The organism is Nitrospira sp. ND1, from assembly GCF_900170025.1.
Classification (GTDB): Bacteria; Nitrospirota; Nitrospiria; order Nitrospirales; family Nitrospiraceae; genus Nitrospira_A.
The window spans coordinates 1248240-1272010 of record NZ_FWEX01000006.1 but is presented as its reverse complement, the minus strand read 5'-3'; the positions used below and the strand labels follow the sequence as shown (position 1 = coordinate 1272010).

Here is a 23771-nt window from a genome sequence, read left to right as displayed (position 1 = left end):
AAATGCGGTAGAATGCCGCCCAATCGAGTGCTACATCCACTTATCACACAGGAGGAATTCTGATGACTGTATTGCGTTCAGGCATGCTCGCGTTCGCCGTGTCCGCGCTGGTGGCGACTGCGCCGGTGGGATACGCCCTGGCCGACGGCGGCGGGCACGTGAAGGAAACGATCAAGCACGCCAAGGAAGGCGTGGAGCACGAGAAGGAAGCGATCAAGCATCTGGAAGAGTCGGTCAAGGCCAGCAACGATCCGCATGCGAAAGAAGCGCTGGAGCATGCGAAGGAAGCCGTCAAACATGCGGAGGAATCCCTGGCGCATGCGGAACAGGCTTCGAGCCACAAAGGGAAAGCAAAGGGCAAATAACGCGATCTCTGTTCCAAGGGGGAGGTGAGTCCCATCCGGCGTTCCCCCTTGGAACCGTGCCGGGGGTCCTTCCGCTTGCGTGAGTTGACGTGTTCGGCTTCGTGAGACGGGTCAAGCCCAGCCAAGTTCTGGTCGGCTGCGGAAGCCACGTTTCAACGACACGATCCTGTAGCATCGGTAGGCATCCGTAAGCGCGCATCTGTAGACGGTTGAGCGTGCAGGGGCTATAACTCGACTCCCTAGGAGGGGTCCCCCATGCGAAAACTCTTCGTGGCCGTGGTTCAGATCCTCGTGCTGGCCGGCGGGTCAGGAGTGTGGGCCGCCGACGATTCACTGGAACGGTTGTTACGGGCGCAGGCGTTCAATCGGGAATTCGAGGGATTCGATTCGTACTACGTAAAGATCGAAGCGGATCAGCCCCAGCCTGACGGGTCGCATGAAGTGCTGGCGGTGGCCAGCGGAAAATTTTCAGACAATACGAAGCGTATGAAAGTGCTGTTTCTCATCGTCGATGGTCACATTGTCGGTGGCCAGGTGTTGGAAGGCACCGGTCTTCCTCCGTGCCTGGCACAGGAGCATCGTCCGTCCTCATCTCTTTAACCTGACAGGAGGTTCTATGTTGAGCAGGATTGCGGTCCTTTTCATGGGCGTGTTGGGCGTGTTGGCGAGCGGAACGTCTGCGTTGGCGCTGCAGGCCGGCGGTGTCGAAGTCGGTGACCTCGAAACCGGTTCCGTCGTCGGTCAGCCGTTTAAGGAATTGGTCGTGGATGCGGAATTATATGCCGTTGAGATCGGCAACATGAAGGCGTGGTATCCGCCGACCACGGTCATCGATTTCAAAGTCCGGCCGGGTCGTCCGCTGTTGATCAAGGTCACGAATACCACCGCAACGGAGCGTGGTTTTCAAATGATCGATACAGTCAATGCAGCGTCGCCGTTCGTCTTAAAGGCCGAGGTCCGGTTGAAGCCCGGTGAGACGAAGTACATCGGCGTGCCGACCAGCGATTTGTTCAATCAAACCCAGGGCAATACGCTTGAGTACCGCGACCAGCTCAATCCCAAGCAGCCCGGCGGCAAACTGCTGATGATCAAGTAACAGACCCTGTCTGTAGTGCGAGTACACACGCCCCGTTCATCCGCAGGGATGGACGGGGCGTTGTCGTTTCTTCACCGTTGTCGAAACGATGATCGACAGACGGCCGGGTTTACCAATAGTAGGGAAAGCGCCCGTAGGGTCCCCAGTAGGGATGCCAGAACGGACTGTAATAGGGGTAGGGACGGATACGGGACATAGTCGAGTCTTGCGATGGAATCCAGGTGCGGAACGATTTGATGTCGATGACGGGATAGGTATAGTCGGTCTCGTCGAGCGGCAAGGTCATCGAGCCGGTGAGCTCACCGGTGATGGTCAGGAACGTTCCCTGGGGAATGGTTGCCGGATCCAGAAAGTCCCGTTGGACCGCGACAAAGCGCCCCTGAGATTTCATCAGATCGAGCGTCGGTTGTTGCGAGTCGTTGAGCGGTAACTGCAACACTTCGATCCGCGTGCCGTCTTTCATGCGTCGCGCGGCGAGCACTTGCCCGCCGAGCACGAGGGTCTGCCCTTTGAACGAGTCCGGTGCGGCCTTGATTTGAGAAAACGGCGGAACGTGCGGGCCGCCGTCGGCCGACTCGTGCATGTCGCCGGACGACGCGCAGGCCGCCAGGATCGCGGCGAACCACAAAATGCCGATCCCCTGTAGAAGTTTCACTCGCATCGTTGGCATTATATCAGACGCATAAGTGGACGAGCATTGTTTATAATGCCGATGAGCCTGTTGAACCGAACCAAGTTTGAAAAAGGAGTGCAGCGTATGGCGAAGCGTCGTGGATGGCGGGGCAGTCTGTTGATGGGCCTGATGGCGGTGGCGGCTCTCGGGTTCGTGGGAACCGCGCAGGCGGGGAAGGCGGAACTCAAGGGCAACTTTCAGGTGCTGAGCGACGAGAAGTCGACGCACAAGCCGGGGAAAGTGCAACTGACTGAATTCGCAGATTTCTACTGCCCGCATTGTCACCGGTTCGACGGCGAGGGGCTGGCGATTCTGGAGAAGGAATTCGGCCATAAGCTGGAAGCGGTCATGGTGGGGTATCCCGTGATTCCCGGCAAGTTGCCGACCGCCTTCGATATGTATGAACAGGCCAAGACGATGGGGAAGGGCGCTGAGATGAAGCGCGCGTTGTTCCGGACCATCCATAAGGACAAGATCGGCATCATCGACAAGGCGATCCGCGAAGTGTTGATTCGTGAAGTCGGGCTCGACCCGGCGGCGTTCGAAGAAGGGTTGGCCAGCGCCAAGCCGGCGAAGGCCTTCGAAGACGGACGGAAATGGGGCGATCGCATCAAGATTCAACAGACGCCCACCGTTCTGCTCGACGGCAACATCAAGGTTGAGCAAATCGATCCGGAGAATTTGAAGCTGATCATTCACAGCATTCTGGACGGAGACGGCAAGAAGTAAGGGTCGTATCTCGTGAAGTGTGAAGCGTCCCTCGACCGGAACGAGATACGAACGACGCGAGATGAGGTGCGGGGGTATGGCGACTGATCCGATCTGCGGCATGACGGTGGAACCGGCCACGGCGGCAGGGCATTTCGATTATGACGGCCGGACCTACTATTTTTGCAGTACCCATTGCCTCGATCGGTTTCGTGCCACGCCGAATCAGTATGTGAAGACAGCGTCTGTTGCGACCGCCGCCATGCCCGCTGCCGGTCGGCGTTCGCTGCCGATGATGCAGGCGATGCCTGAGCAACAGCCGGTTGCGGGCGGCGAACGGGATCCCGTTTGCGGGATGACCGTTCAGCCTGCGACCGCCGCCGGGTCTCATGCGCATGCGGGCAAGACGTACTACTTCTGTTGTCAGGGATGTCTCGAAAAGTTCCGGGCCGATCCGGTCCGGTACTTGTCGCCGGTGCCCGCTGTGTCGCCAACAGCGTCACGGCAGTTCGGGGGAAAGTCGCTCCCGATGCTGGGCTCGGCGACGCCGGATAAAGCGGTCACAGGCGTCATCGATCCGGTCTGTGGCATGACGGTGGAACCGGCCACGGCGGCCGGGTCGTTCGACTACCAGGGCACGACCTACTCGTTCTGTTGCCAGGGCTGCCTCACCAAGTTTCGCGCCGATCCGCAGCGGTATCTCGCCCCCGCATCTGCTCAGTCGACTGCGCCTGCTGCCCCGCCTCCTCCCGGGACGAAATACGTCTGTCCCATGTGCCCTGAGGTGTTGGAAGAAAAGCCGGTGCCCTGTCCGAAATGCGGGATGGCACTGGAGCCGGATTCGATTCAGCCGCTGCCGACCAAAACGGAATATGTCTGCCCGATGCATCCCGAGGTGGTGAAGGCGGAGCAGGGGGCCTGTCCGATCTGTGGGATGGCGCTGGAGCCACGAACCGTCACGGTCGAGGAAGAGCTGAATCCTGAGTTGGTGGACATGGCCCGACGGTTCTGGGTGGGACTGGGTCCGGCGGCGGCGGTCTTCGTGCTGGCCATGTCGCCTATGATCCCCGGTCATCCGATTCAGCATCTTGTGACCGATATGCAATCGGCCTGGGTGCAGTTCCTGCTGAGCACACCGGTGGTCCTCTGGGCCGGGTGGCCGTTCTTTCAGCGCGGCTGGGCTTCGATCGTCCATCGCAGCCCGAACATGTTCACGCTGATTGCAATCGGGACCGGCACGGCCTACCTCTACAGTGTGTTCGCCACCCTCTTCCCCGCGCTGATTCCGCAATCGTTCCATCTGGAAAGCGGAGCGGTGCCGGTGTATTTCGAAGCCGCGGCGGTCATTACGGTCCTGGTCCTGTTGGGGCAGGTATTGGAATTGCGGGCCAGGAGCCGAACCACCGGCGCGATCCGGGCTCTCCTGGGACTGGCGCCCAAGACCGCGCGGCGCATGCGAGAGGACGGCCGTGAAGAAGATGTGTCGCTCGATCAGGTGCAGGTGGGCGATCGCCTGCGTGTGCGACCGGGAGAACGGGTGCCGGTCGATGGGGTGATTCTGGAAGGAGCGACCGCGATCGATGAATCGATGATTACCGGCGAATCGTTGCCGGTTGAGAAAACCACCGGGGAGCGGGTGACGGGCGGCACGATCAACGGTTCCGGCGGTCTGGTGATGCGGGCGGATCGCGTCGGGGCGGATACGCTGTTGGCGCATATCGTTCAGATGGTGGCGGAAGCGCAACGCAGCCGGGCTCCCATTCAACGGACCGCCGATGTCGTGGCCGGCTATTTCGTGCCCATCGTGGTGAGCGTGGCGATCGTGACTGGCCTGGTGTGGGCGTTGATCGGGCCGGAACCGCGCCTGGCCCATGCCCTGTTGAATGCGGTTGCCGTGCTGATCATTGCCTGCCCCTGCGCGCTGGGTCTCGCAACGCCGATGTCCATTATGGTGGGGACCGGTCGCGGTGCTGCGGCCGGTGTCCTGTTCAAGAAAGCTGAAGCGATGGAGACCATCGAAAAGGTCGATACGCTGGTTTTCGACAAGACCGGCACACTCACGGAAGGTAAACCCAAACTGCGCGTCGTGAGCGCCGTGGCCCCCTGGTCTGAAATCGACCTGTTGCGATTGGCGGCGTCTATCGAGCGGGGGAGTGAACATCCGGTAGCCGGCGCGATTGTGAGCGGAGCTGAGTTGCGAGGCATTACATTGGAGTCGGCATCTGGGTTCACGTCAAAAACGGGGAAGGGCGTCATGGCGACGGTCGGGACCAGGCGGGTGGCGGTGGGGACGCTCGATTTGATGCGTGAGATGCAGCTCGACGACGAAACCTCCCTGCCCGCACTCGAAGCCGATGCCGAATTGATGCGTCAGACCGGACAAACCGTGATGTTCGTCTCCGTCGATGGCCGGGTGGCCGGCTTGCTCGGGGTGGCCGACCCGATCAAGAGTTCGACCCCCGAGGCCTTGCGGTTGTTGCGCCAGGAAGGCATTCGTCTGGTGATGGTGACCGGCGATCATGCGGTGACGGCGCAGGCGGTGGCGAAGGAATTAGGCCTGGATGAAGTCAGGGCCGGCGTGAAGCCGGATGAAAAGAGCCGGATCGTCCAGGAACTTCAGCAGCAGGGCCATGTGGTGGCGATGGCAGGTGATGGCGTCAACGATGCTCCGGCACTGGCGCAGGCGGATGTCGGCATTGCCATGGGAACCGGAACCGATGTGGCGATGGAGAATGCCGGGGTGACGCTGGTGAAGGGCGATTTGCGCGGGATTGTCCGGGCACGCCGCCTGAGCAAGGCCACCATGCGCAACATCCGCCAGAATCTCTTCTTCGCCTTTGTGTACAATATGATCGGGGTTCCGGTCGCCGCCGGGCTGTTGTATCCGTTCCTCGGCCTTCTCCTCAGTCCGATGTTGGCCAGCACGGCGATGACGTTCAGTTCCCTCTCGGTGATTTCGAACGCGTTACGCCTCCGGCATGCCGATTTATGAGTTCTGAGTGTGCAAGCCTCTGCCGCGTGATAGGCTGGGACCTGCGGTTTATTTTGACGCGAGACGGCACCGGAGCTCAGTCCAAGCTATTGCGCGACAAGCTAGTTTTTGTGCCTCCTGCTAGGGATGTTTCACACCATGTCGTCACGTGGATCACAAACGGGCCTGTTGGCTCTGGGAATCGCGGGCGTCCTGCTGGGCTGGTGGGCTGAGAGTTCAGCCTCGGCTGCTGATTTGCTTGCACCGCGTCTGTCAAAGGTCAGCACGGCCGGTGATTTGCAGGCCCAGGTGCGGGCCACCGCGGCCAAGGTGCTCCCCGCCGTCGTCAGCATCGCCTCGACGGTGATGGTGCACGATCAAGCCTTCACCGATGAGGGGCTGCCTTTCGGCATGTTCAAAGACGTGCCGCCGCGCCGCCAATACGGGCAGGGCTCCGGGGTCATCGTCTCGTCGGACGGGTACATCATCACCAACAACCACGTCGTAGCCGATGCGGTGGACGTGGAAGTCATTCTCGCGGACCGACGGCAGTTCAAGGGCCGCGTGGTGGCGACCGATCCGAAAACCGATGTCGCGGTGGTAAAAATCAGCGCCACCGGTCTTCCCGCTGCGGCCTGGGGTGACTCCAGTGCGCTGGCTGTCGGTGACTTCGTCCTCGCAATCGGCAATCCCCTCGGCTTGAGTCGCACCGTGACCTTCGGCATCGTCAGCGCGGTCGGCCGTGCGGATGTGGGAGTGGCCGATGTGGAAGATTTCATTCAGACCGATGCGCCGATCAATCCCGGGAACTCCGGTGGAGCGCTGGTGAACACCAACGGCGAGTTGGTCGGGATCAACACGGCTATTGCCAGTCCGACGGGCGGCAGCGTCGGCGTCGGATTTGCGATTCCCAGCAACATGGCGAGAACCGCCATGCAGAGTCTTATCAAGACGGGCCGGGTCGTCCGGGGGTTTCTGGGGGCCTCCACGCAGGATGTCACGCCCTTGCTCGCCAAGACCTTCCACCTGCCGGATGTGAAGGGCTCGATCATTACCGATCTGCAGGCGAAGGGGTCCGCCGAACGGGCCGGATTGAAGCGCGGCGATGTCGTGGTGCGTTTCGACGGGCGCGATGTGATGGACAGCGGCCATTTGCGTAATCTGATGGCCACGGCGGCCATCGGCAGCAAACACCGGATCGAGTTGCTCCGCGATGCCAAGTTGATGCAGACGGACCTCACCGTGCAGGAAGCGCCGCGCGAGCGGCCCAAGAAAACGCAGACGGCCGACGCCGCCGGTGCCACCGCGCATCCCCTGTCCGGCGTGATCGTCGATGAAGTCACTCCAGCGCTGGCGCGACAGATGGATCTTCCTGCCAACAGCGGCCTGGTGGTCACGGATATCGAAGACGGCAGCCTCGCCGAGGTGTCGGGGCTTCAGCCCGGCGATCTTCTGTTGGAACTCAATCGACAGCCCATCCCCAACTTCAGCACGTTTCAGCGACTCGCTGAACCGCTCCGGTCCACCGATCTCGCACTGTTGCTCATCAACCGCCAGGGCAGTCTGCTCTACATCCCCATTCAAAGCGAATAACCGGGTTCTTGTCCTCTCTCAAGAATCGACCTGCACTCACGGCTGAATGTGCCGCCGGGTCGGTGCTGATTTCCTGCGAGAATTCTTAAAGAAATTGAGTTTGGACGCAGGTACGGCATACTGAGTCGGTGCCGGAGAGAGACTCAGAAGACTCCAACTCAAAGAGGTGTATCGTGTGGTCGATCTCGCGGGTGAGTTGTCTGCTCGCCCTCTGGCTGTGCGCGGCCTGTGCGCCTGAGCCGGAGGCGGCGCCGTCATATCTCGTCGGGGTGTGGGAAACGGCGGCCGAAGGTTACACGGACCAGCATATGTTTATCGATGAGCACCGGATCGGATTCGGTACCAGTGCCGTCACGGCGGATGGGTATGTGATCACGCAGATCGATGAAAGCCGTGAGGGGACCAAGACCCTCTTCGTCGTCTCCTATCAGGGTGAAGACCAAACTAAGTACCAACTGGCCTTTTTTTATGAGCCGGCCGCTGGCGGCAGGATTATCTATAAGAATCAGGACCATTTGGTCTGGACGAGAAAGGTCGCGACCACATGAGCCGGCCACGATTCAGACGGCATTTCCTGTGGGATACGGTGCAGCCACGCTTCCTGGGGTTGAGCTTCTGCTACGTGGTGGTGGTCATTGCGGCCGTGGCGGGGGCGCTCTTCGTGCCGTTGATGCTGGAACTTAATCACCTGCCGCTTTCCTCCATCGAAGCCCAACGAGTGGCCGATCAGTTCGAATTGCTGCACAGCCGGTTTTGGCCGGTGGTGTTCGTCGTTTCCCTCCTGCTGATCGTGCATGGCGTGTTTTTCTCGCACCGTATTGCCGGTCCGCTCTATCGCTTTCGCCGGATTTTCCAGTCCGTCGCGAGCGGCGATCTGACCGTGCGCACCTCAATTCGCAAGGCCGATTATCTCCATGTGGAAGCGCAATGTTTGGGTGAAATGGTCGACGCGTTGCGGGAGAAGATCGGCCGGATCGAGGCGCACCATGCCGACATCGCTCCGCAGTTGGAACGATTGAAAGCCGCCGCAGCCTGTGGGGCGTTGCGGGAAGTGGAGCAGGAGGCCGACCGATTACGTGCGACCGTCGAACAGCTCACGCGGGCGATGGAACCGTTTCAGACCACGCCGAATGTCATCGAGGCCCGGCCGGTGCAGTTGCCCTCTGCGTCGGGATTTTAGGTTGCGTATGGCGCACAGTACACACTGCCGCAGGCAGCAGGGCTTTACCATCATCGAATTGATGATCGCCATGGCGATCGTCGGGGCGTTGGCGGGTCTGGCGATTCCCAACTATCTGGGATTTCTCGATAAGGCGCGAGTGGCGCGAGCGATCGCCGAAATACGCTACATCGAGCGGGTGATCGATTCGTACGAAGCCGCCTATGATACCCTTCCGAACAGCTTGGCCGATGCGGGTGCCGGGGAGATGGTCGATCCCTGGGGCAATCCCTACGAGTACCTGAACATTGCGGCCCTAACGCTCCCGGGAAATGGGGGTGGCGGTGGCAATGGGGGNNGGGGTGGCGGCGGCGGGTCAAAAAAAAACGCCTGGCTGTGGTTGCTGCCCGATGAGGCATACGCAGGACAGGGTGGCGGAAATGGCAGCAAAGGAAAACCGCGCAAGGAACGCTTTCTCCATCCGATCAATTCGGACTACGACCTGTACAGCATGGGCAAAGACGGCGAGAGCGTGGAGCCGTTGACGGCTCAAAAAAGCCACGACGATGTCATTCGAGCAAATGACGGCAGTTTCGTCGGGCTGGCGATAGAATTTTAACGAAGAGTCAGCCACGGTGCAGATCGAATCTTCCTTTCTCCGCAGTCGTGTCGCCCGCCGCGTGTTCGCCCTGTTCATCCTCTGTGCCCTGGTGCCGGTCGGCGCGTTGAGCCTGGTGTCGCTCGCCGATGTCAGAAGTCAGCTCACGCAGCAGGCCGAACGCCGGGTGCGGCAGGAGAGTAAGGCCATGGGCATGGCCGTCTACCAACGGCTCCTCCTCTTGGAAGCCGAACTGCTCTCGATCAGCCGACAGCACCATGCGATCACCCCGACAGCGCCTGGTGACGTCCCGACGGAGCCGCTTCCGAGCACACCGGGGTTCTCGGGTATGGCCCGCATTTCGGGAGACGGCGCGACGAGTGTCTTTCTCGGGGAACTGCAGTCGATTCCCACCGTATCGCCGGCGCAATGGGCGTTGCTCCGCCAGAAAAAAACGTTGTTGACGACGGCGACCGACGACCTCGGAGCCAGGCGCTTGTTCTTGGTCAGGCTTTCCGATCCCGATACCTCGGCCGTGGTGGCTCAAATCAACGGCGACTATCTGTGGGACCTGGCCGGCAGCATGACGCTTCCGGCGGAGATGTCCATGTGTGTGTTCGGGCCAGCGCCGGAGGTCCTGTTCTGCAGCCCGTCCGCCCCGGCAACGCTGAAGGTGCAGCGGGTCGGGCAGGGCGAAGGAGGCAGCTCGTCCCTGTTGGAATGGCGAGATGAAGAGGATTCCTATATCGCAGGTTATTGGGCGATCCCGCTCCGGTACCAATTTTCGGCGGCGCCCTGGACCGTGCTGTTGAGTGAATCGCGAAGCTCGGTGCTTGCGCCGCTGGCAAGCTTTCACTATCGATTCAGCCTGGTGGTCGTGATCGCGCTGTTGTGCGTGGCGTTGCTCAGCGTGAATCAAATCCGGAAGACCATGGTGCCGTTGGAGGAGCTGGGGAAGGGAACCAGGCGGATTGCGAAGCGAAACTTTTCGACGCCGGTACAGGTCAAGAGCGGGGATGAGTTCGAGGAGCTGGCGGCCTCCTTCAATGCCATGGCGAGCCGGCTGCATCAGCAATTTACGCAGTTGGCGACGATCCATGAGATCGACCGATCCGTGCTGTCGGTGCTCGACCCCAGCCGGATTGTCGATACGGTTCTGGCCAGGTTGCGCGAGGTCTCTCCCTGCCAGGGCCTGGCCGTATTGTTGATCGATCCATCCGATCGCACTCGTGGGTGGCTCTATGCCAGACTCGGGCCGGAGAGCAAGCAGACGACGATGCAGGGTGTGACGGTGACGGAGGCTGAGAGCCGGATGCTCACGGCGCACCGGGACGGCTCGACCCTGCTACAGCCGGACGGAACAGGGGCGTTTGCCGCCCTGAGCGGGCAAGGGAGCGTGTCCTTGCTGGTGCTGCCTCTCTTCCGCTCGCACGATCTGTTAGGCGGGATTGTGTTGAGTTACCGGACGGCGCCCGACATGCACGCGGATCATCTCGTGCAATTGCGTCAATTGGCCGATCAGGTGGCGGTGGCGCTGAGCAACGCCTCGGATCTTGCGGAGCGGAAGCGGGCGGAAACGTCCTTGCGGGAGAGCCATACGCAGTTGGAAGCCGCCATGACCGAACTCAAGACGACACAACAACATATGGTCCAGCAGGAGCGGCTGCGGGCGCTCGGCCAGATGGCGAGCGGCATCGCGCACGACTTCAATAATACCCTGTCGCCCATCATGGGTTTCAGCGAACTCCTGCTCATCGCGCCCCAGATGGCGGCGGACCCCGCGCAACTGAAGGAATATCTGCAGACGATCAATATGGCGGCCAAGGACGCGGCGAAGGTCGTCAGCCGGCTGCGGGATTTCTATCGCCCCCGCCTCGATGCGGATCTGGCCGGCATTGTCGATCTGAACAGCCTGGTCCAGCAGAGTGTGAAGCTCAGTCAGCCGAAATGGAAGGATCAGGCCCTGGCGAACGGCGTGGCCATCGAGATCAAAACGGAGTTGGAGTCGGTGCCCTCGGTCGCCGGACATGAATCGGAATTACGCGAAGTGCTGACCAATCTAGTGTTTAATGCCGTCGATGCGATGCCCCAAAGCGGGTCGATTACGCTCCGCACCAAAGTCGACGGCGATGCGGTGCGCCTGGAAGTCAGCGACACCGGCACGGGGATGACGGAAGAAGTGCGTCAACGTTGTCTTGAACCGTTCTTCTCCACGAAGGGCGAAAAGGGGTCCGGTCTGGGATTGTCCATGGTGTACGGCATCATCCGGCGGTTGCGTGGCACCATCGACATCACGAGTGCCGTCGGCGTAGGGACGACGTTCAGCATACGCCTCCCGATTCAAGCGGAGGCGGAAACAGGCACAAACCATGACAGCCACAACATGGACGGGGTCCGCTTGCAGATCCTGGTCGTAGACGACGATCCTCTGGTGGGCCGTGTGACGGGCGAATATCTCCGGGTGGCCGGGCATAGCGTAGAAGTGGTCGGGAGTGCGGCGGAGGCGATCAGGCGGTTCAGTCCCGAGCGGGTGCATCTCGTGGTGACCGATCACGGCATGCCGCATATGACGGGCCGTCAGTTGGCCGATGTGATCAAAAAAATTTCTCCCGACACACCGGTGCTGCTGTTGACCGGGGGCGACGAACTCGAGCCGGATGGCACAGTGTCGCAAGCGGTCGATGCCGAATTGAGCAAGCCGCTGACGATGGGGGCGCTCCGGCAGGCGCTGTCCACGCTCCGGTATCCGAAATCACTCCCTGCGGAGAGCCAGAAAGAAATTGGTGATGCGGCATGAGGATGGTAGGGTGGAAGCGGTAGGATTTCGAGAACCAGGAGCACGGGTGTTGCCATGTCGGATCTTGATGCGAGCGCCGTCAAACTGCTGCTGATCGATGATGAGCTGCCTAGTCTCAAACTGATGGAGGCAATCCTCAAGCAGGCCGGCTACGAAAAAATTACCACGACGACCGACCCGCGTCAGGCGGTGCAGCTATATCGAGAGGTGAAGCCGGATCTGGTCGCGACGGACATGCGTATGCCGTATATAGACGGATTCGAAGTCATGCGGCAGTTGACCGCCGTCATTCCCGCCGAAGACTATGTGCCGATTCTCGTCATTACCGGCGAGCTCGACGCTCCGACAAAGCACAGGGCTTTGGCGGAGGGCGCCAAGGATTTCCTGAACAAGCCGGTGGATGCCACGGAAGTGGTGCTCCGCATCAAAAACCAATTGGTCACGAGGCAGCTGCATCGACAGCTGCGTATGCACAATGAACATTTGGAAGCGCAGGTGCGCCTGCGTACCAAAGTCGTGGAGCAAACGCAGCTGGATCTGCTGAACCGTCTCGCGCTGGCGGCGGAATATCGGCATGACGCGACCGGCGGCCATGCCTGGCGGGTCGGACGGATGGCCATGTTGCTGGCGGAGCTGAAGGGGCTGCCTGCGGATCAGGTGGATATGATCAAGAAGACCGCTCCGTTGCACGATATCGGGAAAGTAGGCCTGCGCGATTCCGTGATCCTGAAGGACGGGCCCTATGTGATGGCCGATTGGGAGGCGATGAAGCAGCACACCAAAATCGGCTCGCGGCTCCTGTCGGATAGTCGGGCTCCTCTGTTGATGATGGCCCGCGAGATTGCCCTGACGCATCATGAGCGGTGGGATGGAGCCGGCTATCACGGGATTAAAGATGTGCAGATCCCGCTGGCGGCGCGGATCGTGGCGCTGGCCGATGCGTTCGATATCATGACGCATCCCTGCTCATACAAAGCGACGATGACGCTCAGCGAAGCTAAGAGTGAAATTGGCGCACAGGCCGGTAAACAGTTCGATCCCGAGTTGAGCGCCTTATTCATGCAACTCATCGACCGTGAAGGCGAGAAACTGTTGGCCCCAACGGGCCCGCTTCAGTTGGTCGCGTAGCGGTTCTCTTTCCGGTTCGATTCCTCCCGCTGGGAGCGCCTCACCAAACATTCTCCTCACGGCCGCTTGACGCATTCGCGTCCGGCTTTGTATTATCCGTGCCACGATAATCAATTTCGTAACACGGACATCACGGCGATGAAGCAGCTTGCACGATTCGGCGTCTCGCTCGATCAGGACCTTCTTGCCGATTTCGATCGGCTGATCGAACGTCGCCGCTATACCAACCGCTCCGAAGCGATCCGCGACTTGATCCGGGACAATCTGGTCGGGCAGCAATGGGACGAGAATAGGGAGACCGTCGCCACGATCACGTTCGTGTACGACCATCATGTGCCGGGGTTGACGGGGAAACTCACCCATATCCAGCACGATTTTCAGGGACACATCATGGCCGGAATGCATGTGCATCTCGACCACGATCACTGCCTGGAGGTGCTGGTGGCCAAGGGCAAAGGGGCTGCCATTCGCAAGGTGGCCGACGCGTTGCTGAGCGTGAAGGGCGTGAAGCACGGCAAGCTCACCATGACGACGACGGGTAAAGGACTCAGCATTTGATGACGATTTGTGTCGTGGATGGACGCGGCGGCGGCCTGGGAAGCCGGATGGTCGCCGGTTTGCGAGGGCTTGTGGATGACGGTCATGCCATTATCGGCCTGGGGCTTAATAGCGCCTCCGCGGAGGCGATGGCTCGAGCCGGCGCGACCTTCACCGAAACGGCCCCGCAGATGATCCATCGCCGGCTGTATGCTGCGGATGTGATTGTGGGCTCGTTGAGTCTCCTCATGCCGGGATCGATGTTAGGTGAAGTCACTCCCGTACTCGCGCAAGCCGTGCTGGAATCGTCCGCCAGAAAGGTGCTGCTCCCCCTCAACAAGCGGAAGGTCGAAGTCGTCGGTGTCGAGGGACGAACCCTCGATGCGTTAATCGACCATGCCCTGCAGCGTTGTGTCTGTCTGCTTCAGGCGACCGCCTGATCGAAACCGCCGATTTACATCTCAGATTGCACAGTCAGATCACGAGGGTCTGAAGCGGCCGCTAGGGGCGACGCGTGGACCATTCTGAGCGCCTAGTTCGCTCATGTGATGTGATTGGGAGCGATTATGCGGTGGATTGGATGGTTGATCGGTGCGGGAGCAATGGTGTTGAGCTGCGGCTTGGTGGCGTTCGCCCACGATCCCGACGCGCCTGATCTCGACGTGCCTGAGGTGACTGTCGAGGCCGACCGTCCGGTGGCGGCCTCGTCGCAACAATTCATCCCCGACAAGGAATATCTCCTCCAGCCGCAAGGGCGCCCGGCCCAGGTGCTCCGCCTCATCCCGGGATTTATTGCCGTCGAACATTCCGGCGGCGCCGGCAAGGCCGACCAATATTTTCTGCGCGGGTTCGATGCGGATCACGGCACGGATGTCGCATTTTTTGCCGACGGCATGCCGATCAACCTGCGTTCCCATGCGCATGGCCAGGGGTATACCGACCTCAATTTCATCATTCCGGAGACGATCGAGGGCCTCGATGTTTACAAGGGGGCCTATCTGCCGGAGTATGGCGATTTCTCCACGGCGGGGGCGGTCAATTTCAGGACGCGCGAGGTGGTGAAGGAGGGCGTGGTGCAGTCGGCCGGCGGGCAGTTCCATACGCAGCGCCACCTGCTGATGGTCTCCCCGACGACGGATCGTGTTCGCTCGCTGATTGCTGCCGAGGGGTACTACACGAACGGACCGTTTGAGCACGACAATCGTTACTTCCGGGGCAATCTGCTCGGGAAGGCGACGATGAATCCGAGCGCCAGGTCGGAACTGTCGGTGACCGGTACCTTTCACAAGTCTCAATGGAATGCGTCCGGGGAGATCCCCTTGCGCGCCGTGCAGGACGGGTCGTTGGATCGGTTCGGCGCGGTCGATCCTTCCGAGGGCGGGCGAACGATGCGCAGCACCGGCCGGCTCAACTATCACTACGACACGACGTCAGGCGGACGGTTCTTTGCCAATGCCTATGCGCAGTACTATCGCTTCGATCTTTTTACGAATTTTACGTTCTTCCAGAACGATCCCGTCAACGGCGACGGGTTTCAGCAGTCCGATCGGCGGATCATGTATGGCGGAGATATCGGATACAAACAGAACGGACGATGGTTCGACATGGACGGCGCCGCCACCGTTGGGGTGCAAACCCGGGTCGATCACATCCATGCGCGGCTCGGGCCGCAAGTGCTCAGAAATCCGCTTGGGAGCACGAGCGATACGGATATCACCGAAGCCTCTTACGCCCCCTTCTTCAAACTGGAAATGCAACCGGCACCATGGATGCGCCTGGCCGGCGGCGTACGGAGCGAGGTGTTTACCTTCGATGTGCGCAATCGCTGTCAGACCTGCGTAGCGCAAGCATCCGGGACCGCCGATTCCGGTCTGGTGTTGCCCAAGGCGAACCTGACTCTGGGGCCCTGGTTGAGAACGGAATTCTTTCTGAACTATGGCGAGGGATATCACAGCAACGATGCGCGCTCGGCGGTGACTCCGGCCGCCTCGCCGCTGGCGAGAGCCAAGAGTTATGAGGTCGGACTTCGATCGAGACCGTGGGGTTCGGACGGTATCGAGCTGACGGCCACGGTGTGGGCGCTGGACATGAAGCAGGAACTGGTGTTTGTCGGTGACGAAGGGACGACAGAAATTCGTGGCGCATCCCGTCGGCGCGGTATGGAGGTCGGGGCGCGCGGGCAGGTCTGGGGGCCGGTGTATTTTAACGGCAGCATCACCTGGACCAAGGCGGAGTTCCGTAACGGCGATGCCATTCCCCTGGCGCCGGAAGTGACGGCGTATGGCGCGCTGCTGCTGCGGTGGCCGGAAGGACTAACCTCCCAGCTGCAAGCGACGTATCTCGGTGTTCGCCCGCTGACGGAGGATCGCAGCATCCGCGCGCCCTCCTGGATCGATATCGACTTGTCCGAACGGTACCAGATTCCGATCAAGCTGGCGCATGGGCGACTCGAAGCGTTTTTGTTCGTACAGAATCTGCTCAATACGAAGTGGGAACAAGCGGTCTTTGCCTTTGAGTCGAGGCTCAGGAATGAGGCAACGGGTGTCACGGACATCCACTTCGTGCCGGGGAATCCGAGGATGGTGATGGGGGGCGTCGCATGGTATTTTTAGCAGGCTGCTGAAAAAGCCCGCCAGCGTCGTTCTCGCCTCGGTACCGTCCTCAACGTAGCCAATGGGCTACGCCTCCGGCGGTACCTTCGGCTGCGGCCTTGCTGAACGGGCTTTTTGAGCCGCCTGCTATCCGATCGGCGTCAACTAACATGGGGGGAACATAAAGGATTGCCAATGAGTCGACTGAACCGGAAGATCCTGGATCGTTCCTACTTTAGCTGTTCAACCGTCGAAGTCGCGCGGTCGTTGATCGGCAAGTATCTTGTACGGAACAATGGGGCAGGGTTGATGGCCGGAAAGATCATCGAGGTCGAGGCCTATGTCGGTCCGGAGGACAAGGCCTGCCATGCGTCGAAAGGACGAACGGCCAGGACGGAGGTGCTGTTCGGTCCGCCAGGAATTGCCTATGTGTATCTCTGCTACGGGATGCACGAGATGTTGAACGTTGTAACCGAGCAGGACGGCTATCCGGCGGCCGTCCTCTTGCGGGCGGTGGAGTGCGACGGGTCGCTCATCGATGGGCCGGGCCGGCTGACCCGTGCGTTCGGCATCGATCGCCGATTGAATCGGTGGGATCTCACGGCCGGGGACAGGCTCTGGTTTGAGGATCGCGGCGACGCGTTGCCACAAGACGCCCTCAAGACCTATCCGCGGATCGGTGTGGACTATGCCGGGGAATGGGCGACGAAACCGTGGAGGTTTCGATTGCAGACGGAGGCCGGCTCAAGTCGAACGAAGCGGTAGGCGCGATCATGGGACAAAAAGAAACGGGGCCGTTGTCTCACGACAACGGCCCCGTTTTCGTTCTATCGAATAGAAACTAATCGATCTTACGGTCGCCAGTGATTTTCGTGGCAGAGGTCACCGGCGGCTCAATCTTGATCTGCGGGCCCTGGACGTTCGGTAACCGGCCGGCGCCCTGGCCTTCGGTGATTCGCGCGTTGTCCGACTTCACCAATTTCTGTTCGGCATGCTTGCTGGAGGAATCAGCAGACTTGAGCAGGGTGGACTCGCCGCCCCCAGCCTTCTGGCCTGGGTCATTAGCTGTCGGCTGTCCGTTCACCGGGCTGCCGTCGTTCTTCATCGGATAACCTTCGTGCTTCGGCAACAGGGCCGGATTCGCGGAGGCCATCGAACACATAAACAATACACCTGCAAGGGTCGCGACGCTGCCGATCACGAATTTCATACCCCTACTCCTTTGAAAGAATGTGAAAGTATGGTGGTCGATTATAGACGTTAAAAGCCTGATGAGTGCGGGAATCTTAGCTATCTGAAGAAGCCGTGTCAAGGATAAAGGGGGGAAGGGAGCGGATGGCCTCAATGACCACCCACAGGTGTGTATGGCGATTCGCTACGAGAAGCGCGGCCCTAGAAGCCCCTCGTTGGACGCGCGCAGGAGGAGGCTCGCCACGCCAGTCCTGTTGAGGGCGAATCACGTCGATGTGCTCGGCCGATGCGCGCCGATGGATGGCACTCAGGACCAGAGCATAAATGGTTGTAGGAAAAAGAGAACAGCTAGCTCAAGCGACCACGGTTGGGAGAAAGAAAACAGACGGACACGATCTATGGCCGGCCATGGAGGACATTCACACGAGGAATCGTGTGAGCGCTGGGACAAAGTGGCGCGGCTTAATAAGGTAGCCTCGCGAGGCCTGACCTGATTGATCAGACCGGGACAGGAAACAAGGGCCTAGGATGCGGCGGTCGGGCGGCGTGGCGGACGGCGTCCGCGCCCTCGATACCGATGGGCTGGACCTCGGCTGACACCGGGCAGACGGATCGTCACTGTGGTCCCTTCGCCGGGTGTCCCGGAAATGCCGATACTGCCCTGATGTTCCTCGACGATTTTCTTCACGGTGGCGAGGCCCAGGCCGGTGCCGGACCGCTTCGTCGTAAAGAACGGCTCGAACACCTTGTCCACATGTTCGGGGGGAATCGGCGCCCCGTTGTTCTTGATCAGGATCTGGACTTCCAGATGTCGTCCTGCCCGCTGGTTGCTCATGGAGATGGTCAGGATGCCGCCCGGGGTCATGGCTTCGATCGCATTTTTGAAAATGCTGAGGAAGACCTGCTGCATTTTGGCTTCGTCGGCCCGGACCGGGGCGAGGAGCCCTGCATACTCCTTGACCACTTGAATGCGGGTCGCTTCCAGCTCTGTGGCCACCACAGTGAGTGCGTTTTCGACCATTTCTGGAACGCGGCAGAGCCGGCGCGTGAGGTCGAGTGGCTTAGCGAAGTCGAGGATTTCGTTGAGAATCGCTTCGATGCGGATCAGGTCCCGCATCGCGTTCTCGACACGGGTCTGCGGGTCGAAGTCGAGGATGCCCTCGGCCGTGACCTCTTCCAACTGTGCGCGAATCGAGCCCAGCGGTTCGCGGATTTCAGTGGCGAGAAAGGCGCTGAACTCTCCGATGGCCGCTTGCCGTTCCTGTTTTCTGATCACCGGTTCCGCCGAGATCAACGCGGCTGAACCTGCCTCGGAATCCGGCGCGCCTTCAGCTTTGGCGGCGCCTGGTGCTGCGGGTGGGGTAGCCTGGAGCAGGTCCACCAATTTGAGATTGATCGGCTCGAGCAACCGCGCATCGGTCACCGCAAAACGGTCCGCTTCTTTCGAGGCCAGCGTGATGGTCCCGCCGACTTGGCCGCGCAGGAAGAAGGGGAGCACCAGCGACGACTGGAACCGGTCTTTGTACAGATGTTTGTGGTCGAGGAAGCGGCCCTGAGTCGAAGCGAGATCGTGATCGACACGCGGCTTGCGGTGGCGCACCACCCATCCGGCAGCGGAGGCGTCGAGCGTCAGGCGTTGGCCCGCTTTGAGATCTTTCTTCTGGTCTTTCGGGTCGGTCTTTTGTTCTCCGGCGATGCCGAGTACTTCGACGTTGCCGGCGAGCGGGTCATAGGCTCCGATCCAGGCGCGGTCGAAGGCCAGGGTCTGGCCCAGCTCGTTGAGCAGCGCAACGATTTTTTCTTGGATCTCCGGGGTCGCATGGGAGGTCGGCGCGTTGTAGACATCCGGGGTCGCGATAACCGGCTGCGGCTCTTGCACGACCAGCGGACGGCTCAGCAGGACGTTGAGATCGAAGAGGCTGTCCCGTTCGAGGGCCTTGGTAATGTCGTCGCCGGCCTGCTCCAGCATCGTCTTGTCTTTTTTGGCATAGACGGCATTGTCTTTCCGTCCGATCACCAGGAAGCCGAAGGTGCGCTGACGGTGCCGCAGCGGCACGCCCAGCAGCGACTTGGCCCCCGGGGTGACCAGGCGAAGGCGCATGGTGCGTGAGGCCTCAGGATCGTTGCCGGCGGGGACGGAGGTCAGCACCTTCTGCGAGGACAGCGTGCGGACGATCGATTGAACATCGCGTGGCGTGAACCCGCGGTGAACCTGCGTCGTGAGCGGCCCCTGTTCCTGGTGAAAAATCGCAACCAGGGCGGCATCGGCGGGTAAGCCGTTGACGACGGAGGTCAGGGTGCGTTGCAGATGCGTATCAGCGGCGGCTTTTTTTTCTGATTCGGCTGGAGGACTCATCGACCTCTATGCAGGATGCTACCGACTACGCAGGGGGCTACCGATTCTGTCCCGGTATGGATGACTCAGATGGTGAGTCATAACCCGCAGCATGTTCGGAACATGGTGCTCGTTATAGGTTGTGCGCTCTCGGCGGTGAATAGCGAGCGTCGGGCGGCATTGTAGCAGCCGGATCAAGGTAACTCAAGGAAGCACATGAATTTGAAGCGCACATGGCCAATAGCTTATGGCAAGGTCCATGGGGCCTCCTGCCGTTTGTGCTATACGCCATACGCTATCAGCTCTCCACTGCTAATCCGGGTTGATGATTGTGGGTGGGCGCTGAGGATGATCGCTCCTATCCACCCGGGTATGTTCGACGACCAAGATCATGTTAAGCAGGCTGCTCACGACGCTGATGACGAGGGCGCCCCAGAAGGACGCGCCGAATCCAACCACGGTAAAACCTTTGACGAGGGCGGCGGTCAGCTGAAGCAACAGGGCGTTAATCACCACCATGAACAGGCCGAGTGAGACGACGATCAGCGGGAGCGCCAGCAGGTAGAGCAGCGGCCGAATCAGCGTATTCAGCACCGTCAACACGAGCACCGCTGCCAGGCCGGCACCGAGGCTCTCCGATTCGATGCCGGGCACGATGGTCACGGCGAGAAAGACAGCCAGCCCCATGATCAGCACCCGCATGACAATAGGGCGCAGGCCGCCACTGTTGCTCGCGCTGTGCTGACTCCCCTGCAACTGAACGACTCGCATACGGTTCTCTCAGGATGTTGAAAACGTCCGCCAGCTTCGTTCTCGCATCATTCAGAGGCTCAACGTACCGAAGTGTACGCCTCGCCTCTTCGTTCGCTGCGGCCTTGCTGAACGGCCGTTTTGAACATCCCCTACCATTGCCGCCCTCTCCGTAACCGGCGGCTCTTGGCTATCTATTGTGCCTCTTTGGGTTTGGAGTCCGAGTAATGCACTTCGGTAGCGGTCAGGCCGTCGGTGCCCTTCTCGGCTTCAATGACCACGCGGTCTCCTACCTGTGGCGGACTCTTGGGGCGGCGAAGGTTCCGCACCTTGTATTGCGTCTTGTCCGTGATTCGCACCGACACGACCTGGCCCTTGGGGGTTTTGACCTCGATGTGGGTCGCGTCGATGGCGGCTACGACGCCGAGCACGTGCTGCCCGCTCCCATGGGCGGCCACCACGGCCGGGGCGCAGATCAGAAGGAACGCGGCAATGAAGAGTCGAAGGAATGTCACGGGTCGTCCTTTCGTTGACGAATTAATGATGATGCGAGCCGGCGGCCTTGGAGGCTGCGGCGTCGTCACCGCCCAGAAACTGGTCGAACAGGGCTTCTTCCTGGAGTTCTTTCTTGGTCTTTGGATTCAAGCCGGCCATCTCCTGCAATTCTTCCTCGGTCAGGCTGGGAAGATGGCGGATGAAATGCACGAGTTGCCAGCTGCCGCTGTCCTTGGCCGGATCGCCGGTCCCCCAGCCGGGCATGGCGGTGAAGCGTATGCCGTTCTGAATAATGAAGAACAATTCTCCGTCGGACATGGTTTGCGTCTCCCGCAGGCGAAGGTCCGGCGCTTTGGGGTAAACGTTCTTGCCGATCACGGTCTCTCCGCTCCCGTTGTTGGCATGGCACGAGGCGCAATGGTCGGCGAAATGGGCCCGGGCTTCCTTCATCAGTTCCTGCGTGACGGGCAGGGGATTGCGGAGTTGCCGATTCTCATACGGAATGGCCAGGTGGCGGAGTTGTCTGGCGATCAGCACCTCCAGCTCGTTCGGTTCGGCCTTGGCGCTAAAGCCGGTGCTATAGGACTGATACCCGAACCACCCGAGGATTCCCAGGGTGGCGAGGAAGCCCAGCATCAGCAGTCCACAGATTTTTTTCATCGGGGACACACCTTCCAGTTCAGGCGCAACGCCATAGAACAATATACAGACTCGATTGAATGAATGCCAATGATGGCGCGTTCGCAGCGGCCCTGCTTCGGGTGTGTTTACGCAGATTGTGTTGCAGGCGCGAGCAGGCGTAGCAACAGGATGGCCGTCACCGGCACATACATCAGCAGGCCGGTGGTGCCTTGGAGTGTTTCGCCGATCCAGAACGTCATGGCCAGGTTAAAGGCGAGCACTCCGTAATAGAGTCCGCCGCCCAGCAGCAGGCGATGGGTGGTTGAAGGACGGTGATCCGGCAAGGGGTGTTGGAGTCGTCGGTCCAGGGGGAAATAGATCAAGAGGGAGATCGCGCCGACGACCGCCCAGCCCACGTAGTTCGCCATCGGGACGCCGAAATGCACGCCGGGATCCGGGTAGTAATAAATCTTTCCCAGAAACCAACGGTCACCTCGCAACGCGACCGGATCGATGACCATATCGATGAACGCGAAGAGCAGGATGGTTAAGGCAAAGACCGGCCAACTTGTCCGGAGCGGCAGATCGAACTTCAGATCGGGAAGCCGTGACGTAGTGTCGGCGCATGAACTCGATTGGACCGGCAGCAGCAATAATAGAGCCAGGCAATAACTGGCGAACAGCAGGAACGAGAACGAAATCGAGTCCATGAAGGGGATGTTGGAGAAGTACAGTTCCTGCCCGACCGTGGAACCGTTGTAAAAGTACCAGCCGAAGGGAATGCCGTTGCGCGTCGAAGAAAATTCACAGACGAAGGCGGTGATCCAGCTGATGAGCCAGAAGCGCCAGGTCCGCGGCCAGCCGATCAACGCAATGGCTGAAACCAGAAACGCGGCGAGGAAGGCAAAAACGTAGGGGCGGAGCAGAATGGTTTTAAAGAAAAGGAGAAGGATTTCCATCGGGGGATCAACGGATGCTCAAAAAAATCACGTTCTTACCCGTCCACCACGGCGCGTCAAGACACGGCCCTGCCCCAGGCGACGACAAGACCGGAGGCGTGCCAGTTCTTACCCACCCACCCCGAGCTGCCGGGACAGCTCTTTCTCCGTGGATATGTTGAGGAGCCTGTCGAGCGGAGAATGCAGGTGGAGGCCTTTTCCAGCATCCGACTAAGCGTAGCCATGTGAACGAAACCATCGCACCGCCTTTTCAAGCGCCACCTCGACCGGTGTTTGGGGCAGGCCGAGTTCCCGGATCGCTTTACTGCAATCGTAATGCATCTTGTATTTGGCCATCTTCACGCCTTCGAGCGGAATGCGCGGGGGCACACCCGTGAGGTTCGAGATCCACTGATTCGCATAGGCCAGGGGCAGAATGGCGAGGCGCGGTAGTTTGATGGTCGGGGCCTTCACCCCGGTGATCCGGCTGAGGATCTGGAACACGTCATTGAGGAGCAGATTCTTGTTGCCGAGGATGTAGCGTTCGCCCTGCCGGCCCTTCTGCATTGCGAGCAGGTGGCCTTGGGCCACGTCGTCCACGTCGATCAGGTTCATGCCGGTTTCGATGTAGGCGGGCATGCGGCCCTTCATGAAGTCCACGATGATTTGACCGGTGGGGGTGGGCTTCACATCGGCTTCCCCGACCGGCGCGCTGGGGTTCACGATGACGACTGGTAAGCCTTCGCGCGCGAGTTTCAGCACTTCCTGCTCGGCCAGATATTTTGAACGCTTGTAATGGCCGGCCATCTGTTCCAGCGACACCGGTGTTTCTTCCGTCCCTGGTCCTCCGCCCGGCGGTAGGCCGATCGCGCCGATGGTGCTGCAGTAGACGGTCCGTTCGATGCCGACCTCGCGCGCTGCCTCCAGCAGGGTGCGCGTGCCGGTGACGTTGATGTCGTAGAAGATCGAAGGGTCTTTCGCCCAAAGGGCGTAATGCGCCGCCACGTGATAGAGCTGCCGGCAACCGGTGAGGGCACGCCGGAGCGACTCGGGGTTGCGTAGGTCTCCATCAACCTGTTCGACCGGGAGCCCGGCCAGGTTCTGGAGGTCTGCGCCCTTCCGCGAGAGCACGCGAACCTCGATGCCTGTCTTGACCAGGGCGCGCGCCACAGCCCCGCCGACAAACCCCGTTGCGCCGGTGACGAGAGCCTTCATGGGGAAGACG

General features: G+C 60.5%; 23 protein-coding genes. 15 read left to right on the top strand and 8 right to left on the bottom strand.

Annotation, left to right across the window (positions count from 1 at the left end):
* Positions 1-62 precede the first annotated feature (62 nt).
* From NSND_RS10695 to NSND_RS10685, 3 genes are all read left to right on the top strand, one after another.
* Positions 63-365, top strand: coding sequence for a hypothetical protein (locus NSND_RS10695; protein ID WP_080878994.1), 303 nt, complete (start codon positions 63-65; stop codon positions 363-365).
* Positions 366-620: 255 nt separating this feature from the next.
* A complete protein-coding gene (locus tag NSND_RS10690; protein WP_080878993.1) occupies positions 621-965 on the top strand; it encodes a hypothetical protein in 345 nt (114 codons plus the stop codon).
* Positions 966-981: 16 nt separating this feature from the next.
* Entirely contained in the window at positions 982-1461 is a 480-nt protein-coding gene (locus NSND_RS10685) for a hypothetical protein (protein WP_080878992.1), read from the top strand.
* A 109-nt stretch (positions 1462-1570) separates the two neighbouring features.
* On the opposite strand, the gene NSND_RS10680 is transcribed toward NSND_RS10685, so the two are convergent.
* Entirely contained in the window at positions 1571-2116 is a 546-nt protein-coding gene (locus tag NSND_RS10680) for a Slp family lipoprotein (protein ID WP_235000226.1), read from the bottom strand.
* A 102-nt stretch (positions 2117-2218) separates the two neighbouring features.
* Between NSND_RS10680 and NSND_RS10675 the strand changes: the two genes are divergently transcribed.
* The 12 genes from NSND_RS10675 to NSND_RS10620 all read left to right on the top strand — a co-directional run bounded on the left by NSND_RS10675 (position 2219) and on the right by NSND_RS10620 (position 16981).
* The gene (locus tag NSND_RS10675) at positions 2219-2863 is read left to right on the top strand and encodes a DsbA family protein (protein ID WP_080880856.1); all 645 of its coding nucleotides are present in this window, start codon (positions 2219-2221) and stop codon (positions 2861-2863) included.
* Positions 2864-2939: 76 nt separating this feature from the next.
* A complete protein-coding gene (locus NSND_RS10670; RefSeq protein WP_080878990.1) occupies positions 2940-5834 on the top strand; it encodes a heavy metal translocating P-type ATPase in 2895 nt (964 codons plus the stop codon).
* 138 nt (positions 5835-5972) lie between these two features.
* A complete protein-coding gene (locus NSND_RS10665) occupies positions 5973-7406 on the top strand; it encodes a Do family serine endopeptidase (protein WP_159450749.1) in 1434 nt (477 codons plus the stop codon).
* Between the two features lie 173 nt (positions 7407-7579).
* Positions 7580-7954: a hypothetical protein gene (locus NSND_RS10660; protein WP_080878988.1), complete on the top strand. Its 375-nt coding sequence runs from the start codon at positions 7580-7582 to the stop codon at positions 7952-7954.
* Positions 7951-8586: a methyl-accepting chemotaxis protein gene (locus tag NSND_RS10655; RefSeq protein ID WP_080878987.1), complete on the top strand. Its 636-nt coding sequence runs from the start codon at positions 7951-7953 to the stop codon at positions 8584-8586. Before NSND_RS10660 ends, NSND_RS10655 begins: the two co-directional genes overlap by 4 nt.
* Positions 8587-8593: 7 nt before the next feature.
* Positions 8594-9184, top strand: coding sequence for a type II secretion system protein (locus tag NSND_RS10650; RefSeq protein WP_159450748.1), 591 nt, complete (start codon positions 8594-8596; stop codon positions 9182-9184).
* Positions 9185-9200: 16 nt separating this feature from the next.
* Positions 9201-11960, top strand: coding sequence for an ATP-binding protein (locus NSND_RS10645; protein WP_080878985.1), 2760 nt, complete (start codon positions 9201-9203; stop codon positions 11958-11960).
* A gap of 54 nt (positions 11961-12014) precedes the next feature.
* A complete protein-coding gene (locus NSND_RS10640; RefSeq protein WP_080878984.1) occupies positions 12015-13088 on the top strand; it encodes a response regulator in 1074 nt (357 codons plus the stop codon).
* A gap of 138 nt (positions 13089-13226) precedes the next feature.
* Entirely contained in the window at positions 13227-13646 is a 420-nt protein-coding gene (nikR, locus tag NSND_RS10635; RefSeq protein ID WP_080878983.1) for a nickel-responsive transcriptional regulator NikR, read from the top strand.
* Positions 13646-14065, top strand: coding sequence for a DUF3842 family protein (locus tag NSND_RS10630; protein ID WP_080878982.1), 420 nt, complete (start codon positions 13646-13648; stop codon positions 14063-14065). Before nikR ends, NSND_RS10630 begins: the two co-directional genes overlap by 1 nt.
* 126 nt (positions 14066-14191) lie before the next feature.
* On the top strand, positions 14192-16237 hold the full coding sequence (locus NSND_RS10625) for a TonB-dependent receptor (RefSeq protein ID WP_080878981.1): 2046 nt from the start codon (positions 14192-14194) through the stop codon (positions 16235-16237).
* A gap of 174 nt (positions 16238-16411) precedes the next feature.
* Complete coding sequence (locus NSND_RS10620; protein WP_080878980.1) at positions 16412-16981, top strand: DNA-3-methyladenine glycosylase; 570 nt, start codon at positions 16412-16414, stop codon at positions 16979-16981.
* Between the two features lie 76 nt (positions 16982-17057).
* On the opposite strand, the gene NSND_RS10615 is transcribed toward NSND_RS10620, so the two are convergent.
* The 7 genes from NSND_RS10615 to hpnA form a co-directional block, all read right to left on the bottom strand.
* Positions 17058-17426, bottom strand: a complete 369-nt coding sequence (locus NSND_RS10615; RefSeq protein WP_080878979.1) for a hypothetical protein — start codon at positions 17424-17426, stop codon at positions 17058-17060.
* Positions 17427-17930: 504 nt separating this feature from the next.
* Positions 17931-19763 (bottom strand): GAF domain-containing sensor histidine kinase, encoded by a 1833-nt coding sequence (locus tag NSND_RS10610; RefSeq protein ID WP_080878978.1) that lies wholly within the window; start codon positions 19761-19763, stop codon positions 17931-17933.
* Between the two features lie 291 nt (positions 19764-20054).
* Complete coding sequence (locus NSND_RS10605) at positions 20055-20513, bottom strand: phage holin family protein (protein WP_080878977.1); 459 nt, start codon at positions 20511-20513, stop codon at positions 20055-20057.
* Between the two features lie 173 nt (positions 20514-20686).
* The gene (locus tag NSND_RS10600) at positions 20687-21007 is read right to left on the bottom strand and encodes a DUF5666 domain-containing protein (protein ID WP_080878976.1); all 321 of its coding nucleotides are present in this window, start codon (positions 21005-21007) and stop codon (positions 20687-20689) included.
* A 22-nt stretch (positions 21008-21029) separates the two neighbouring features.
* Positions 21030-21647: a c-type cytochrome gene (locus NSND_RS10595; protein WP_080878975.1), complete on the bottom strand. Its 618-nt coding sequence runs from the start codon at positions 21645-21647 to the stop codon at positions 21030-21032.
* 107 nt (positions 21648-21754) lie between these two features.
* Positions 21755-22567, bottom strand: coding sequence for a carotenoid biosynthesis protein (locus NSND_RS10590; RefSeq protein ID WP_080878974.1), 813 nt, complete (start codon positions 22565-22567; stop codon positions 21755-21757).
* Positions 22568-22777: 210 nt separating this feature from the next.
* A complete protein-coding gene (gene hpnA, locus NSND_RS10585; protein ID WP_080878973.1) occupies positions 22778-23761 on the bottom strand; it encodes a hopanoid-associated sugar epimerase in 984 nt (327 codons plus the stop codon).
* Positions 23762-23771: the final 10 nt, after the last annotated feature.